This window comes from Flavobacterium frigoris PS1, from assembly GCF_000252125.1.
In the GTDB taxonomy this organism is placed as follows: domain Bacteria; phylum Bacteroidota; class Bacteroidia; order Flavobacteriales; family Flavobacteriaceae; genus Flavobacterium; species Flavobacterium frigoris_A.
The window spans coordinates 53310-69113 of sequence record NZ_AHKF01000008.1 but is presented as its reverse complement, the minus strand read 5'-3'; the positions used below and the strand labels follow the sequence as shown (position 1 = coordinate 69113).

The 15804-nt window shown below is 34.8% G+C and carries 14 protein-coding genes and 1 pseudogene; 11 read left to right on the top strand and 4 right to left on the bottom strand.

From position 1 onward, the window contains the following. The first annotated feature begins 8 nt into the window (after window positions 1-8). The 3 genes from HJ01_RS01735 (at window position 9) to carA (ending at window position 2973) form a co-directional block, all read left to right on the top strand. Window positions 9-1001, top strand: a complete 993-nt coding sequence (locus tag HJ01_RS01735; protein WP_040473601.1) for a DNA-directed RNA polymerase subunit alpha — start codon at window positions 9-11, stop codon at window positions 999-1001. 62 nt (window positions 1002-1063) lie between these two features. Further along, window positions 1064-1552 carry a 50S ribosomal protein L17 gene (rplQ, locus tag HJ01_RS01730; RefSeq protein ID WP_040473600.1) on the top strand — a complete coding sequence of 163 codons (489 nt, stop codon included), beginning with the start codon at window positions 1064-1066 and terminating at the stop codon, window positions 1550-1552. Between the two features lie 320 nt (window positions 1553-1872). Next, window positions 1873-2973, top strand: coding sequence for a glutamine-hydrolyzing carbamoyl-phosphate synthase small subunit (gene carA, locus HJ01_RS01725; protein WP_007136538.1), 1101 nt, complete (start codon window positions 1873-1875; stop codon window positions 2971-2973). A 393-nt stretch (window positions 2974-3366) separates the two neighbouring features. Here carA and HJ01_RS17105 read toward each other — a convergent pair. After that, window positions 3367-3597 (bottom strand): annotated as a pseudogene (locus tag HJ01_RS17105) (erythromycin esterase family protein); the annotation flags it as partial. A gap of 33 nt (window positions 3598-3630) precedes the next feature. Then, window positions 3631-3936: a hypothetical protein gene (locus HJ01_RS17100; RefSeq protein WP_050855206.1), complete on the bottom strand. Its 306-nt coding sequence runs from the start codon at window positions 3934-3936 to the stop codon at window positions 3631-3633. A gap of 166 nt (window positions 3937-4102) precedes the next feature. Between HJ01_RS17100 and eno the strand changes: the two genes are divergently transcribed. The 4 genes from eno (at window position 4103) to ctlX (ending at window position 8824) form a co-directional block, all read left to right on the top strand. Next, complete coding sequence (gene eno, locus HJ01_RS01715; RefSeq protein ID WP_007136537.1) at window positions 4103-5395, top strand: phosphopyruvate hydratase; 1293 nt, start codon at window positions 4103-4105, stop codon at window positions 5393-5395. A gap of 155 nt (window positions 5396-5550) precedes the next feature. Further along, complete coding sequence (locus tag HJ01_RS01710; protein WP_007136536.1) at window positions 5551-6828, top strand: citrate synthase; 1278 nt, start codon at window positions 5551-5553, stop codon at window positions 6826-6828. Window positions 6829-6905: 77 nt separating this feature from the next. Beyond that, window positions 6906-7820, top strand: a complete 915-nt coding sequence (locus tag HJ01_RS01705) for a dimethylarginine dimethylaminohydrolase family protein (RefSeq protein WP_007136535.1) — start codon at window positions 6906-6908, stop codon at window positions 7818-7820. A gap of 68 nt (window positions 7821-7888) precedes the next feature. Then, on the top strand, window positions 7889-8824 hold the full coding sequence (ctlX, locus tag HJ01_RS01700; RefSeq protein ID WP_007136534.1) for a citrulline utilization hydrolase CtlX: 936 nt from the start codon (window positions 7889-7891) through the stop codon (window positions 8822-8824). Between the two features lie 46 nt (window positions 8825-8870). Here ctlX and HJ01_RS01695 read toward each other — a convergent pair whose 3' ends face one another. Further along, window positions 8871-9500, bottom strand: coding sequence for a MarC family NAAT transporter (locus HJ01_RS01695; protein WP_007136533.1), 630 nt, complete (start codon window positions 9498-9500; stop codon window positions 8871-8873). Window positions 9501-9681: 181 nt separating this feature from the next. On the opposite strand from HJ01_RS01695, the gene HJ01_RS01690 reads away from it, so the two are divergent. After that, on the top strand, window positions 9682-10047 hold the full coding sequence (locus tag HJ01_RS01690; RefSeq protein WP_007136532.1) for a CoA-binding protein: 366 nt from the start codon (window positions 9682-9684) through the stop codon (window positions 10045-10047). Window positions 10048-10178: 131 nt separating this feature from the next. Here the strand turns inward: HJ01_RS01690 and HJ01_RS01685 are convergent, their stop codons facing one another. Continuing rightward, window positions 10179-11687, bottom strand: coding sequence for a sodium:solute symporter (locus HJ01_RS01685; RefSeq protein ID WP_007136531.1), 1509 nt, complete (start codon window positions 11685-11687; stop codon window positions 10179-10181). A gap of 144 nt (window positions 11688-11831) precedes the next feature. On the opposite strand from HJ01_RS01685, the gene recR reads away from it, so the two are divergent. From recR to HJ01_RS01670, 3 genes are all read left to right on the top strand, one after another. Further along, window positions 11832-12452, top strand: a complete 621-nt coding sequence (gene recR, locus HJ01_RS01680) for a recombination mediator RecR (RefSeq protein WP_040473620.1) — start codon at window positions 11832-11834, stop codon at window positions 12450-12452. Window positions 12453-12522: 70 nt separating this feature from the next. Continuing rightward, window positions 12523-13314 (top strand): polysaccharide biosynthesis/export family protein, encoded by a 792-nt coding sequence (locus HJ01_RS01675; protein WP_007136529.1) that lies wholly within the window; start codon window positions 12523-12525, stop codon window positions 13312-13314. 15 nt (window positions 13315-13329) lie between these two features. Continuing rightward, complete coding sequence (locus tag HJ01_RS01670) at window positions 13330-15804, top strand: polysaccharide biosynthesis tyrosine autokinase (protein ID WP_007136528.1); 2475 nt, start codon at window positions 13330-13332, stop codon at window positions 15802-15804.

Below are 15804 nucleotides of genomic sequence, written 5' to 3'. Positions count from 1 at the left end.
CGAAATTTATGGCAATATTTAATTTTCAGAAGCCCGATAAAGTTATCATGATCGATTCAACCGATTTTGAAGGTAAGTTTGAGTTCAGACCTTTAGAACCAGGATACGGATTGACCGTTGGTAATGCACTTAGAAGAGTCTTGCTTTCAGCATTAGAAGGTTATGCAATTACATCTGTTCGCATAGAAGGTGTAGATCATGAGTTTTCTACTATCTCAGGAGTTGTTGAGGATGTTACCGAAATTATTCTTAATCTTAAACAGGTACGTTTCAAACGTCAAATTGAAGATATAGATAATGAAGCAGTTACTATTTCTGTTTCAGGTAAAGATCAATTAACAGCTGGTGATTTTCAAAAATTTATTTCAGGTTTCCAAGTTTTGAACCCAGAACTTGTTATCTGTAATCTAGATCCAAAAATCAAACTGAATTTCGATTTAACAATCGAAAAAGGTAGAGGATATGTTCCTGCTGAAGAGAACAAAAAACAGAATGCTGCAATTGGAACCATTTTTACTGATTCAATTTTTACTCCGGTAAAAAATGTGAAGTATGCAATTGAAAATTTCCGTGTAGAGCAAAAAACAGATTATGAAAAATTAGTTTTTGAAATAAAAACTGACGGTTCTATCAATCCAAAAGATGCACTTACTGAAGCTGCCAAGGTTTTAATTCACCATTTCATGTTGTTCTCTGACGAAAGAATTACACTTGAGGCTGATGAAATCGCACAAACAGAATCGTATGATGAGGAATCATTACATATGAGACAATTGCTTAAAACTAAGCTTGTTGATATGGACTTATCTGTAAGAGCATTAAATTGTTTGAAAGCGGCTGAAGTTGATACACTTGGTGATTTAGTATCGTTTAATAAAAATGACCTAATGAAATTCCGTAATTTCGGTAAAAAATCTTTAACGGAACTAGATGAACTAGTTGCAATTAAGAATTTAAACTTTGGAATGGATTTAGCGAAATACAAACTAGATAAAGAATAATTTACTTCATATTTTGCTCTCCATAATGGATTGTAGCAAGATGAAGTTAAAATAAATTGGTCATGAGACACGGAAAAAAATTCAATCACCTTAGCAGACAGACTGCACATAGAAAATCTATGTTAGCTAATATGGCTTGTTCTCTTATCGAGCACAAACGTATTAACACTACTGTTGCTAAAGCAAAAGCGCTTAAACAATTCGTTGAGCCTTTAATAACAAAATCAAAAACTGATACTACGCACAATCGTCGTATTTGTTTCGCTTACTTACGTAGCAAATATGCGGTAACTGACTTGTTCAGAGACGTAGCTGCTAAAGTTGGTGACCGTCCAGGTGGATACACACGTATCATTAAAGTTGGGAATCGTTTGGGAGATAATGCTGATATGGCAATGATCGAACTTGTAGATTTCAATGAACTTTACAATGGTGGTAAAAAAGAAGTTAAAAAAGCGAAAAGCCGTCGTGGTGGAAAAGCAAAGAAAGCAGATGAAGCTACTGAAGCTCCAGCCGCTGAAACTGAAACAACTACAGACGCAGCTGAATAGTTATGAAGATAATCATTCAATAAAAATTAAGGATAAGCTATTTATAGTTTATCCTTTTTTTTTGTTTTTTTTTTGGAGCAAATCAGTAAGGATTGTTTCAGTATGGCTCCTGCTGTGCGCTATATCTTTTGCTTTGGAAAGAATAAAGGTGAAATATGTCGTTTTCATCAGGGCTAGGTAAGGACTTTTTATTTTCATAATAAATTTCAAAAGTTTGTTTCCATTGCATTAAAGAATTAAATTTGCACAATATTTAACTACAAATGAAACGAGCTTTGCGAGTTCCATGAGACTATTAAAACAATAATAGAAATCAACGAATGAAATATACAACAAGACAAAGCGCCATGCTTTTATTAAGTGATGGTACCATTTTTCACGGAAAATCGATAGGAATTAGCGGAACAACTTTTGGTGAAGTTTGTTTCAATACAGGAATGACTGGTTATCAAGAAATATTTACCGACCCTTCTTATTTTGGACAGATAATGGTAGCTACCAATGCCCATATTGGAAATTATGGTGTCAATGAAAATGAAGTTGAATCATCTAGTATTAAAATCTCTGGATTGGTTTGTAAAAATTTTAGCTTCAATTATTCTCGCGCTGATGCTTCTGAAAGTTTAGAGGATTACTTTATTAAAGAAAATCTAATTTGTATCTCTGATGTAGATACAAGAGCATTGGTTAGTTATATTAGAGATAATGGTGCTATGAATGCTGTAATATGTACTGATGGAACTGCCGTTGAAGTGTTAAAAGCAGCATTGGCTAATGTTCCAGACATGAAAGGCTTGGAGTTGGCATCAAAAGTTTCTACTAAAGAGCCTTATTTTTATGGTGACGAGAATGCAACATATAAGATTTCAGCTTTAGATTTGGGAATCAAAGCGAATATCCTGCGTAATCTTGCTAAAAGAGATTGCTATATTAAAGTTTTTCCATTTGATTCATCATATGAAGATTTGGCTGCGTTTAATCCTGATGGTTATTTCTTGTCAAATGGCCCGGGTGATCCTGAGCCACTTTCAAGTGCAATTCAAGTAGCTAAGGAAATACTCGAAGACAATAAGCCATTGTTTGGAATCTGTTTGGGTCATCAAGTAATTGGTTTGGCAAATGGAGTTTCAACTTACAAAATGTTTAACGGACATAGAGGAATAAATCATCCGGTAAAGAATTTAATTACGGGGAATGGAGAGATCACCTCTCAAAACCATGGTTTTGCGGTAAGTAAAGAAGAATTGGACAATAATCCAGACTTAGAGATTACACATCTTCATCTTAATGACGGAACTGTAGCTGGTATGCGTATGAAAAATAAAAATTGTTTTTCAGTTCAATACCACCCGGAAGCAAGTCCTGGGCCACATGATTCTTCTTATTTGTTTGATCAATTTATTGAAAACATTAAAAGATAAAAAATATTGCTGTTTAATCAGCAATTTATCAGATTATATAAGGTCTGACTTTCTAGTAAAGTCAGGCCTTTTTTTATATTATTATTTTATTTTAGATTCCAAATGGATACGTTTCGGGGATTTGGCTTCCGTCAGGTTGGATGTTTAAGGCATGTAGTACAGTTGTTAAATCAATATAAATAAAGGCAGATGACCTCTGTGGTATAATGCTGGGGACGTAATTTCTATAGGTTTCGTATTAAGGGTTGGAGACTAGTCCTGTTGCGCGGTGGTTAATATAGTCTGAAATGCATTTTTTATTTCGGATTTTGTTCATTAGTAACAGTTTGTTTTGACCATTACTTGCAATGTTAAATGCATGTTGCCAATTTCCTTTTATGGCTTCGGGGGCTTTTATTTTTCTTGTCTCAGTTCCCCAATTTCTCTATCGGCTGTTAACTTATTGTTGTAGTCTTTGAGCCACTCAATAAATGCTGCTGTTTCACAATTGGCCCACCTCCATGTAGGCCATCGTTTGAACGCACTCTTAAAACTATAAATGTCTGTGCCGGAATTTAGGTATCCCTTTGCGTATTGATTTAGGCGATGGCAATGTGGCCAGTCTACTTCAATACCCACAAATGAAAATCCTTTTTGCTAGATTATGCGTTGTGTTATTTACGCTATCCATGTGCAGTATGCGTGTGTTCCGTAAGAAGCTTCACCAAGTAGAACATATTTTGCATCTCCTATATAGTCTATTAAAGGGTATAGGTCTTCTGTGTTTTGTAAAGGTGTGGAGTGATTCTTCAATAGCTCTACAATTTGTGGTAAATTATTTAAATTGTACAGTGTGTCCATCTTGCTTTCAATTTTTGTATATAAATTGCTTATAATGAGTAGTTTGTTTTTAAAATTTAATGGTAAGGAGAAAAATGGATCTAGTTTAACAGTTTTTCGGTTTCTGTTGTCAGCTTTTCCCATTTTTTAATTAAAAATAAAAAAGGAGGAAGTAATTTAGAAGAAATATGCCAATTATTTAGTTTTGGAAAATAATTATATCGTTTTCGTTAATAACATTCATTATTTTGATATTATCATTTAAAAAGATAGGATATATTTGTAGTATTATAATTTTAAATAAAGTAGTATGAGTATTATTATCAAAATTCACGCAAGACAAATTTTCGATTCGAGAGGAAACCCTACTATTGAAGTAGATGTAGTTACAGATAATGGAGTTTTAGGAAGAGCGGCAGTTCCATCTGGAGCTTCAACCGGAGAACATGAGGCTGTAGAGTTACGTGATGGAGGAAAAGCGTTTTTAGGAAAAGGAGTTTTGAATGCAGTGAAAAATGTTAATACCGTTATTGCTGAAGAATTATTGGGTACTTCAGTTTTTGAACAGAATTTAATCGATCAAACCATGATTGAATTGGATGGTACTCCAAATAAATCAAATTTAGGGGCAAATGCGATTTTAGGAGTTTCTCTTGCTGTTGCAAAAGCAGCTGCTAATGAATTAGGGTTGCCTTTATATAGATACGTGGGTGGGGTTTCTGCAAACACTTTACCGGTTCCAATGATGAATATTATCAATGGAGGTTCACATTCTGATGCGCCAATTGCATTTCAAGAATTTATGATTTTTCCTGTAAAAGCAACTTCTTTTACTCATGCAATGCAAATGGGAACTGAGATTTTCCATAGCCTTAAAAAAGTATTACATGATAGAGGTCTTTCTACAGCAGTAGGTGATGAAGGTGGTTTTGCACCAAATTTAGCTGGTGGAACTGAAGATGCATTAGATACTATCAAAAAAGCTGTTGAAATAGCTGGGTATACATTTGGCGATGAGATTATGATCGCTTTAGATTGTGCTGCTGCAGAATTTTATGTAGACGGGAAATACGATTACTCTAAATTTGAAGGTGAAACAGGTAAAGTAAGAACTTCTGCTGAACAAGTTGATTATTTAGCTGAATTAGCTTCTAAATACCCAATCATCTCTATTGAAGATGGTATGGACGAAAATGACTGGGACGGATGGAAATTATTAACTGAAAAAATTGGAGATAAAGTACAATTAGTAGGTGATGATTTATTTGTTACAAACGTAGAGCGTTTGTCTACTGGTATAGAAAAAGGAATCGCAAATTCAATTCTTATCAAAGTGAATCAAATTGGTACTCTTACTGAGACGATTGCAGCCGTAAACATGGCTAAAAATGCAGGGTATACTTCAGTAATGTCACACCGCTCAGGTGAAACAGAAGATAATACAATTGCTGATTTAGCAGTTGCTTTAAACTGTGGGCAAATTAAGACTGGTTCTGCGTCTCGTTCTGACCGTATGGCTAAATACAACCAATTGTTAAGAATAGAAGAAGAGCTGGGAGAAACTGCTTATTTTCCTGGGAAAAAAGCATTCAAAATAAAATAAGATTTCAAGATTTATATTTTTTAAAGCCATTCGTATTAAACGAATGGCTTTTTTGTTGAATTTAACAATATCAGTGACAATTTCTCTTTTTAATTCATGTTATTATCCTTAGATTTGGTAAATTATTAAATGTAAAGATTTATTTTCAAAATATTATGTCAAAAACAGCTACAATAGAAATTGATGGTAAAAGATATGAATTTCCGATAATTAAAGGAAGTGAAAACGAAGAAGCTATCGATATTAAAAAATTACGAGATTTAACTGGGATAATCACTCTTGACCCAGGGTATAAAAATTCAGGTTCTTGTACCAGTAAAATCACTTTCTTGGATGGGGAACTTGGAATTCTGCGTTACAGAGGATATTCAATTGAGGACCTAGCTGAAAAGGCTGATTTTTTAGAAGTTTCATTTCTTTTGATCTTCGGAGAATTGCCAACTGCAGAACAGCTGGAACAATTTGAGGTTGATATTAGAAAATATACCTTAGTCAATGAAGAAATGAAAAGCATCATTGATGGTTTTCCTAGAACAGCACATCCTATGGGTGTTTTAGCTGCTTTGACTAGTGCTTTGACTGCGTTTAACCCTAAATCGGTAAACGTTGACAATGACAAGGAAATGTATCAGGCTGTATGTAAGACAATGGGTAAATTCTTGGTTATTGCAACTTGGACTTATAGAAAAAGCATGGGTTATCCTTTGAACTATTATGATAATACCAAAGGGTATGTTGAAAACTTCATGAATTTAATGTTTAAACTGCCAACGGAGCCTTATAAAGCAAGTCCGATAGTAATTGATGCTTTAGATAAGTTATTTATTCTACACGCAGACCATGAGCAAAACTGCTCTACGTCAACTGTGAGAATGGTAGGTTCTTCGCATGCTGGATTATTTGCATCCATATCTGCGGGAGTTTCTGCACTTTGGGGTCCACTTCATGGTGGTGCAAATCAAGCTGTTCTTGAAATGTTAGAAGAAATTCACAAGAATGGTGGTGACACAGACGCATATATGGCTAAAGCTAAAGACAAAGAAGATCCATTCCGTTTAATGGGATTTGGACATAGAGTTTACAAAAGTTTTGACCCAAGAGCGCAAATCATAAAGAAAGCGGCAAATGAGGTTTTAGAGACTTTAGGAGTAGACGACCCTATTTTGGCTATTGCTAAAAAATTAGAGGCTGCTGCTTTAGAAGATGAGTATTTCAAATCAAGAAACTTGTATCCAAATGTAGATTTCTATTCTGGAATTATTTATAGAGCATTAGGTATTCCTACTGATATGTTTACCGTGATGTTTGCTATAGGTCGTTTGCCAGGTTGGATTGCACAATGGAAAGAGATGCGTGAAAATAAAGAGCCAATAGGAAGGCCAAGACAAATCTATACAGGCGCTGCCTTAAGGGATTTTAACAAACCTGAATAAAAAAAAAGAGTATTAAAAAAAAGCTTCACTAACTAGTGAGGCTTTTTTTATCTTTGCTCAAAATAGTAAATAAATATATGCTAGAATTAAAAGTAAATAACGAGACTTCAAGATTGAGAGCTGTAGTGTTAGGTACTGCGGTTAATAATGGACCAACCCCTTCCATTTCTGAGGCATATGATCCAAAATCACTGGAGCATATTTTAGCTGGAACCTATCCGGTTGAAAAAGACATGGTAATTGAGATGGAGGCGTTTAATAAAGTGCTGAAGAAATATGATGTAACCGTTTTTCGACCTGAATTAATTGAAAATTACAATCAGATATTTACCAGAGATATTGGGTTTGTTATTGATGATATTTTTATTAAATCTAATATTTTACCAGATCGCGAATCGGAGTTAGATGCAATCCAATATATAATTGATCAGATTGATCCTGAAAAGGTGGTGCGTCCGCCTGAAGAAGTTCATATAGAGGGTGGCGATGTCATGCTTTGGAACGACCATGTCTTCATTGGTACTTATAAAGGAAGTGACTATGCATCCTATATTACAGCCAGAACAAATATGCAAGGAGTAGAGTTTATTAAGGATTTATTTCCTAATAAAATTGTGAAGGAATTCGATTTGGTTAAATCAAAAATTGAAGCAAGGGACAATGCCTTACATCTGGACTGCTGTTTCCAACCCGTAGGCGTTGATAAAGGGATAATATATAAAAGTGGGTTTCGTGAAGAAGCAGATTATATGTATTTGGTAGCGCTTTTTGGGAAAGAAAATTTATTTCATATCACAAGAGAGGAAATGTATAAAATGAATTCCAATATTTTTTCTATTGATTCCAATGTGGTAGTTTCTGAGAAAAATTTCACCAGGTTAAACAATTGGTTGCGAGATAATGGTTTCACAGTAGAAGAAATTGCTTATGCTGAGATCTCCAAGCAGGAAGGTTTATTACGATGCTCCACTTTACCATTGATTAGAGATTAATTTTATAGCAGCTCAGAGACTCATTGTAGTGCGTTTCTGCGGTGTAAAACAAATAAAAAAAGACAAAAATGAAACAAACGACAAACTCCATATTAATGATTCGCCCTGTTGCGTTTAGAATGAATGAGCAAACCGCTATAAATAATTATTATCAGAAAGTGTTGGACGGCCTGTTGCCAGCAACTGTAAATGCTAAAGCACAACAAGAATTTGATGATTTCGTAGAGAAATTAAGAGCTGTTGGAGTTGATGTTACAGTAGTTGATGATACTTTGAATCCAGACACGCCAGATAGTATCTTTCCTAATAATTGGGTATCATTCCATGAAAATGCTGATGTGGCTTTGTATCCTATGTTTGCTAAGAATCGTCGTGAGGAACGCCGTGAGGAAATCTTGGATATGTTAGAAGAAAAGGGATTTAAAATAGAAAACATTGTTGACTATACTGAAGCTGAAGATGATGGTTTTTTCTTAGAAGGAACGGGTAGCTTACTTCTTGATAGAGCGAATGAAAAAGCATATTGTGCGTTGTCGCCAAGAGCTGATGAAGAGCTTTTTATAGAGTTCTGTGAAGATTTTGATTATGAACCTGTGATTTTTGAAGCCTTTCAAACGGTAAACGGAGAAAGAAAACTAATCTATCATACCAATGTGATGATGTGTTTGGGTGAAACTTTTGCTGTAATTTGTGCAGATTGCATAGATGACAAAAAAGAGCGAAAAATGGTTTTGGATAATCTAAAAAAGGACAATAAAGAAATTATATTAATCACAGAAGATCAAGTCAATAATTTCGCAGGAAATATGTTGGAAGTACGCGGCGAAGATGATAAACGATATTTGGTGATGAGCACAGCTGCGCATCAAAGTTTGACTCCTAAGCAAATAGGACAGTTAGAAAAACATGCTGCCATTCTTAGTTCGAGTTTAGATACAATAGAAGCTTGCGGTGGCGGAAGCGCCCGATGCATGATGGCGGAAATTTTCCTTCCTAAAGCATAAAAAAAAAGACCTTCAGAAATGAAGGTCTTTTTTTGTGAATATATTTTTACATTAAATTAGTTTGGACAATCGTTATTATCGAACTAATAATATATTGAACTCCAATAGCAATTACGATAAATCCCACAATTCTTGAAATAGCCACAATTCCTGAAGCTCCTAATATTTTAGCCAAATAATGCGCACTTCTTAACGTAATAAATATCGCAACGGCAACGGCAAATATTGCCAAAACCGAAATGATAATTTCAAACATTTCGTGGTGTTCGTGGTAAAAGGCAATCAATAATGAGATTGATCCAGGACCAGCCAGCATCGGAATAGCTAGAGGCGTTAAAGCAATATCATTCCTCCTTTGGGCATCATTCGCTACTTTTTTATTTACTCCTCTTTTCTTATTGAAATTCCCTGTCAGTAATGAAAACCCTGAGGTGGCGATAATAATCCCCCCCGCAATACGGAGTGCTTCGATGCTAATTCCAAAAAAAGACAAAACATATTCACCGAAAAAAAAGGAGATCACTAAGATGATAAAAACGTTGATAGCTGTCCATAATGAAATTCGGGAGCGTTCTTTTTCATCGTCGTCCATAGTAAGTCCAACGAAAATTGGTACAGTTCCTATGGGGTTCAAAACGGAGAAAAGTGCGGCAAATAGAGAAATAAAAAGTTCCATGTTTTTTTGCGAAATTAGTAGGTTTGGGTACAGAAATTAGCGCTCTAAATATTAATAAAAGGTTATAGTTAAAGTGATTTTAGCTTTTTATTGTACCAAATGAAATCGAAAGATATTGATTTTAAATGAAAAGGGACTATAGTATTTTACTACTTTTGCAAAAATAATAATAATTGAGATAATGAAAAATAAAAAAACTGTAGTTTTAGGTGCGACCACAAAACCAGAACGATATGCATTCAAAGCCATAGAAATGCTTGTAGATAAAGGACATTCGGTACTGGCTATTGGTCAAAATGCAGGGGAAGTGGCAGGAATAAAAATCAAAACTAAAGCAATTCCTTTATCAAATATTGATACAATCACTTTATATTTAAATCCGGCACGTCAGCGTGACTACTACAATTATATAGTGGAAGCAAAGCCAAAACGTGTCATTTTTAATCCCGGAACAGAGAATCCTGAATTATATCAGCTTTTAGAGTTAAACAACATCAAGGCAGAGGTAGCTTGTACATTAGTTTTATTGACCACTAATAGATATTAATTTTTAGGTAGCTAGTTTCTGCTTTCCGTTGCCTGCGAGCAAAGTGAACTGATGAAGTAATCTTTTTCTTTTTTTTTAAAAACAGGAAAAGGATTTACTCTAGACACTTCGGGATGATCAGGGCTAAAAAATTAAAAACTTATTTTTTCTGAAGTTGGTTTGCTTATTAATAGCAAACCAATAAAAGTGATTAGACCATTGATGATTATGAGCTCGTTGTCAAAGACGTACCCAAAAAACAATATTTTTGAATTTTCGCTAATAAAAAAAGTTAGCGCAGGAGACAGCAGGCATATCAAAGGCACCCATTTATCCCTGACTGTTTTTGATTTCATAAATAGTCCAAAACAGTACAATCCTAGTAATGGTCCATAGGTGTAGGAAGCTACCCTAAATATCATTCCCACTACCGAGCTGTCATTGATGACATTAAAAAACACAATCACCAGAAACATTAAAAAACAAAAAACGAGATGAACCAAATGTCTTGTTTTTACTGCATTGGTTTTGGTTGCATTTTCAGTTTTATCCATCGCTAAGAAGTCAACACAGAAAGAAGTCGTAAGTGCTGTAAGTGCTGAATCAGTAGTAGCAAATGTAGCTGCTGTTAATCCCAGTAAGAAAATCACCGATGGAATTAGGCTTAGGTGATGAAAAGCGATTTCAGGAAAAAGTAAATCGGTTCTTGGTTTTCCTGTAACTAAATCGATAGGAACTTCGATTCCGTTTTTTGTGGCATAAATATACAGCAAGGCACCAACACTAAGAAAGAAAATATTGATTAGAACAAATATCCCTGTAAAGGTAAACATGTTTTTTTGGGCTTCGCCAATAGTTGCACAGCTCAGGTTTTTTTGCATCAAATCTTGGTCTAATCCTACCATTGCGATCGTTACGAATATTCCTCCTAGTATTTGTTTTACAAAGTGGAATTTGCTGGATAGGAAATCTTCAAAGAAGAATATTTTCGAATAATTACTGTTTTTTACTGCCGAAAATGCTTCAATCACATTCAGGTCCATACTTCGACATATAAAATAAATAGTCATGAAGACCGATGTGACTAGGAAAAATGTCTGCAAAGTGTCTGTAATAATAATCGTCTTTAAACCACCACGATAAGTATACGCGAAAATTAAGGCTAAAGAAATAAGTACGGTAGCTGCAAATGGTATTCCGTAAAAATCAAATACATAACGCTGTAGAACAATTACAACCAGATACAGTCTAAAAGCAGAACCAATAGTTCTGCTTATCAAGAATATTGTAGCAGCAGTTTTGTAGGAATAAGTTCCTAGTCGGCGTTCTATATAGCCATAAATCGAAGTTAAATTCATTCGATAGTATAAGGGCAGCAGAACTTTGGCAATAAGGATAAACCCAATTGCATTTCCTAATACAAACTGAAAGTATTTGAATTGTTCTCCGCTTGGCGCCCCTACTTCTCCGGGTACCGAAATGAAAGTGACTCCGGAAAGAGCTGTTCCAATCATTCCAAAAGCAACCAAGTACCATTTCGAATTTTTATTGGCCTTAAAAAAAGCATCGTTACCGCTGTCTTTTTTACTTGTAAAGTGGGAAATGGTAAACAATATTCCGAAGTAAACTATGATGAGGGAAAGTATAGAGAATGGAGTCATTTTGTAGATTTAATGTGACCAAAATACAATATTTTGTTTAATCGGATATTTCTGGATTCAATATATTTAAAAAAGTATGGTTTTAAGAAAGGGATTAGGTATTTAACAGAACAAACAAATAAACAAATTGCTACATTTGCAGCTATGGAATTTTCATCAAAATTAATAGAAAAAGCGGTTAATGAGATAGCGCAATTGCCGGGAATTGGTAAACGATCTGCTTTGCGATTGGTACTGCATTTATTGAAACAACCTAAAGAGCAGACTGGCTTTTTAGCTCAAGCGTTAATAAACATGAGAGAGGATATCAAATATTGTGAGAATTGTCATAATATTTCTGATAGCTCGGTATGTGAAATCTGTGCCAATAAGAACAGGAATCACCAACTTGTTTGTGTTGTTGAAGATATTCGAGACGTAATGGCTATCGAGAATACGGGGCAATATAGAGGTGTGTATCACGTTTTGGGAGGTAAGATTTCGCCTATTGATGGTGTGGGACCGAGTCAGTTGAAGATTGCTACATTAGTGGAAAAAGTAAAGTCTGGTAGCGTAAGTGAGGTAATTTTTGCGTTGAGCTCAACGATGGAAGGGGATACCACTAATTTTTACATCTACAAACAGATTACTGATGCAGATATTGTTATTTCTACCATTGCTCGCGGAATTGCCGTAGGTGATGAGTTGGAATATGCTGATGAAGTTACCTTAGGTAGAAGTATATTGCAGCGGGTTCCATTTGAAAAGTCGTTTAAGACCAATTAATTTGCTTAATAAATTGTTAAACTTTTTATATAATAAATGAAAAGCTATATTTGTTATCTAAATCATTAAAATGAAGAAGTTTGTTTTCTTTTTATTCATAAGTATCAGCTTTATATTTACGTCATGTATTCCAACTCAGGATTTAATTTACCTGCAAAAAAAGGATGGAACTGAGATGGAAAACTCGATTTCTGCTGTAATGGCAAAGCCCTATAGATTGCAAACAAATGATGTGTTGAGTATAAGTATTAAAGCAATTGACCCAAAATTGGTGACCATTTTCAACACGACGAACCAAGGTGAAGCAGGCAAGTCAGCATCAGGATTGTATTTTGATGGTTTTACTGTAGATGATCATGGTAATATAAGAATGCCTGTTTTAGGTGATATAAACGTGATAGGTTTTACTTTGGATGAAGTAAGAGTTCGAATTGAGAAGCAATTGCTCGCCGAGTATTTTAATAAAGAAGCTAATCTTTTTGTGATTGTAAAATTATCGGGTTTCAAATATACCATTAACGGAGAAATAGGGAGTACGGGAACTAAAACTTTATTCCAAGACAATGTGACTATCATGGAAGCCATTGCAAATGCTGGGGATATTAATATTACCGGTGATAGAAAAGCGGTAACCATTATCAGGAAGACACCCAACGGAGTCCAAATGCATGATCTCGACCTTACAGATATTAAGGTGATGAATTCGCCTTATTTTTATTTACAGCCCAATGACTATGTTTATGTTAAACCATTGAAGCAAAAAACATGGGGTACAGGAAAAACGGGGATAGAGTCTTTCGGAACGATAACTACATTGTTTTCAGTGGCAACAACAATCTTCTTTTTACTATTTAAAAATTAAAACAGAATTCAAAAAATGTTAGACATAAAAGATTTTTCGATTTTTGAAAATCAGGTAAGTTTTGATTTTAAAGGTTTTTTAATAAAAATCGGAAGTTATTGGAAATGGTTTTTATTGAGTTTGCTTATCACTTTTACTATTGCCTATCAGGTGAATATTCGTAAAGGAAAAGTGTACAGTATGGAAACGCTTATTTCTGTAAAGGAAGAAAGTAATCCTCTTTTTACGTCTAATACCAGCTTGGTTTTCAATTGGGGAGGTACTTCTGACCAAGTTCAAACTATCTCAACTACAATACAGTCACGATCCCATAACGAGTTGGTAGTCGATAAATTGCAATATTATATTGATTATCTGGTTCAGGGGAAATACAATATGGAAGATGCCTATGGAGCGGTTCCTTTTTATGTGCAAATCGATAAGTCTAAACCGCAAATTACAGGGAGCCCAATAAGTATTACTTTTTTGAGTGATACTCAGTATGAAATCAAAATTCCATTTGTCAATAATTCCGTTTCATTATTGAATTATAGTGATAATACCTATAGCACAACTTCAGTTGCAGTTGGAGATTTTGTAAAAAGATATAAAGTGGGAGAGCAAGTTGTGTTGCCCTTTTTGAATTGGAAATTGCAAATAAATGACAACCCTGGTTTTTATAAAGGGAATGAATATTTTGTTCAATTTAATGATTTTAATGGCACGGTCGCTCGTTATCAAGGGGTGAATGTGACATCAGGAGACAAAGGGGGTTCTATTCTTACACTTGGAATGCAGGGGGCAAATAAGGCAAGGATGGTTGAATACCTTAATGCTACCGTAAACATGCTTATTAAGAGACAATTGGACGGTAAAAACCAATTTGCCACAAACACGATCGCGTTTATTGATAGCACCTTGGTTGCAATGGAATCACAGTTGAAGGAAACTGGAAATGAATTGAAAACATTTAGGAAAGGCAAGAATATTTACGATATAGAACAGGGTGGTTCTAAATTTTCAGATAAGATGCTTGAATTTGACGTCAAGAGAGACGAGGTGACCAGAAAAATCACTTACTACAACTCATTAAAAGCATATTTAAAAAACAGTGTAGATTATTCTAAACTACCGGCGCCGGCAGTAGCAGGTATTGAAGACCCAAATGTGGTAGTCAATGTGTCCAAATTGATTTCTCTTTCTACCCAAAGATCAGAAATGGCTTACGCCGTTAAAAGCGACAAGATTTTCAAGGATTTTGACAATCAGATGGAAGCGATAAAGAATGTGTTGTTGGTGAATATCGCTTCTGCAAAAGCCGAATTGCAATTTGACTTAGCAACTGTAAACAGTAAAATTAGTCAAACCGAAAGTACCATTAAAGACCTTCCAGATGACCAACAGGAACTGATTAAGATAAAACGAAAATATGATTTAAGCGATAATATCTATAGCACGTTTCTTCAGAAAAGAAGTGAGGCCGATATTGTTAAAGCGGCAAATTTATCGGATATTCATTTTATAGATCCAGCAAAAGATGTAGGTAGAGGCTTAATAGGTAACAAGACCTCTGTGAATTATGTATTGGCATTGTTTCTAGGTATTTTATTTCCCTTACTTTTTGTCTTTTTCATTTTCTTTATCAATAATTCCATTCAGAATACAGAAGACATAAGTAAGTTGACTAAAATTCCTCTGATTGGGGTTGTGGGTTTAAATAAAGAAATTTCTGAATTAGCGGTTTTTGACCGACCTAAATCTGCCTTGTCAGAATCTTTCAGAGCCATTCGTTCTTCTCTTCAGTATTTGTATAAACAGAAAAATGTTGATGGGGCAAAAACCCTGATGATTACTTCATCAGTCAGTGGAGAAGGAAAAACATTTTGTTGCATAAACATAGCGACAGTTTTTGCTCTAAGCGGAAAAAAGACGGTAATTATCGGACTCGATTTAAGGAAGCCTAAATTATATGAGGAGTTTAATCTATCAAATGATGTGGGTATTGTAAACTATCTAATCAAGCAAAAAAGCCTGGAGGAAATCATTAATCATACACAAGTTCCTTATCTGGATGTTATTCTGTCAGGACCGGTACCGCCTAACCCATCAGAATTAATAATGAGTGACTCTATGACTGAGTTGATTGAAGAATTAAAGAAAACCTACGATTATATTATTTTGGATACGCCGCCAGTAGGCTTAGTGTCAGATGCATTAGAACTGTCACAATATTCAGATGTTACCTTATACATCGTGAGGCAGAACTTTTCGAAAAAAGAAATGATTACCTTGCTGAACAATAGAATAAAACGAGGAGAACTAGACAACGCATCCATTATTTTTAATGGGTTTGAGAATAAGGCCAAGTATGGTGCGGGTTATGGTTATGGCTATGGTTACGGTTATGGCTATGGCTACGGAACATATTCAAATGGATATGATGATGAAGATGTTGGCAAATCAATTATTCAAAAAATAGTTAAGAAAGTCCGCAAAGTATTGGGCATATAA

Excerpts from the sequence above, each read along its gene's own strand:
- HJ01_RS01735 (WP_040473601.1), top strand. The coding sequence starts at position 9 with ATGGCAATATTTAATTTTCAGAAGCCCGATAAAGTTATCATGATCGAT.
- rplQ (WP_040473600.1), top strand. The coding sequence starts at position 1,064 with ATGAGACACGGAAAAAAATTCAATCACCTTAGCAGACAGACTGCACAT.
- carA (WP_007136538.1), top strand. The coding sequence starts at position 1,873 with ATGAAATATACAACAAGACAAAGCGCCATGCTTTTATTAAGTGATGGT.
- HJ01_RS17100 (WP_050855206.1), bottom strand. The coding sequence starts at position 3,936 with ATGGGAAAAGCTGACAACAGAAACCGAAAAACTGTTAAACTAGATCCA.
- eno (WP_007136537.1), top strand. The coding sequence starts at position 4,103 with ATGAGTATTATTATCAAAATTCACGCAAGACAAATTTTCGATTCGAGA.
- HJ01_RS01710 (WP_007136536.1), top strand. The coding sequence starts at position 5,551 with ATGTCAAAAACAGCTACAATAGAAATTGATGGTAAAAGATATGAATTT.
- HJ01_RS01705 (WP_007136535.1), top strand. The coding sequence starts at position 6,906 with ATGCTAGAATTAAAAGTAAATAACGAGACTTCAAGATTGAGAGCTGTA.
- ctlX (WP_007136534.1), top strand. The coding sequence starts at position 7,889 with ATGAAACAAACGACAAACTCCATATTAATGATTCGCCCTGTTGCGTTT.
- HJ01_RS01695 (WP_007136533.1), bottom strand. The coding sequence starts at position 9,500 with ATGGAACTTTTTATTTCTCTATTTGCCGCACTTTTCTCCGTTTTGAAC.
- HJ01_RS01690 (WP_007136532.1), top strand. The coding sequence starts at position 9,682 with ATGAAAAATAAAAAAACTGTAGTTTTAGGTGCGACCACAAAACCAGAA.
- HJ01_RS01685 (WP_007136531.1), bottom strand. The coding sequence starts at position 11,687 with ATGACTCCATTCTCTATACTTTCCCTCATCATAGTTTACTTCGGAATA.
- recR (WP_040473620.1), top strand. The coding sequence starts at position 11,832 with ATGGAATTTTCATCAAAATTAATAGAAAAAGCGGTTAATGAGATAGCG.
- HJ01_RS01675 (WP_007136529.1), top strand. The coding sequence starts at position 12,523 with ATGAAGAAGTTTGTTTTCTTTTTATTCATAAGTATCAGCTTTATATTT.
- HJ01_RS01670 (WP_007136528.1), top strand. The coding sequence starts at position 13,330 with ATGTTAGACATAAAAGATTTTTCGATTTTTGAAAATCAGGTAAGTTTT.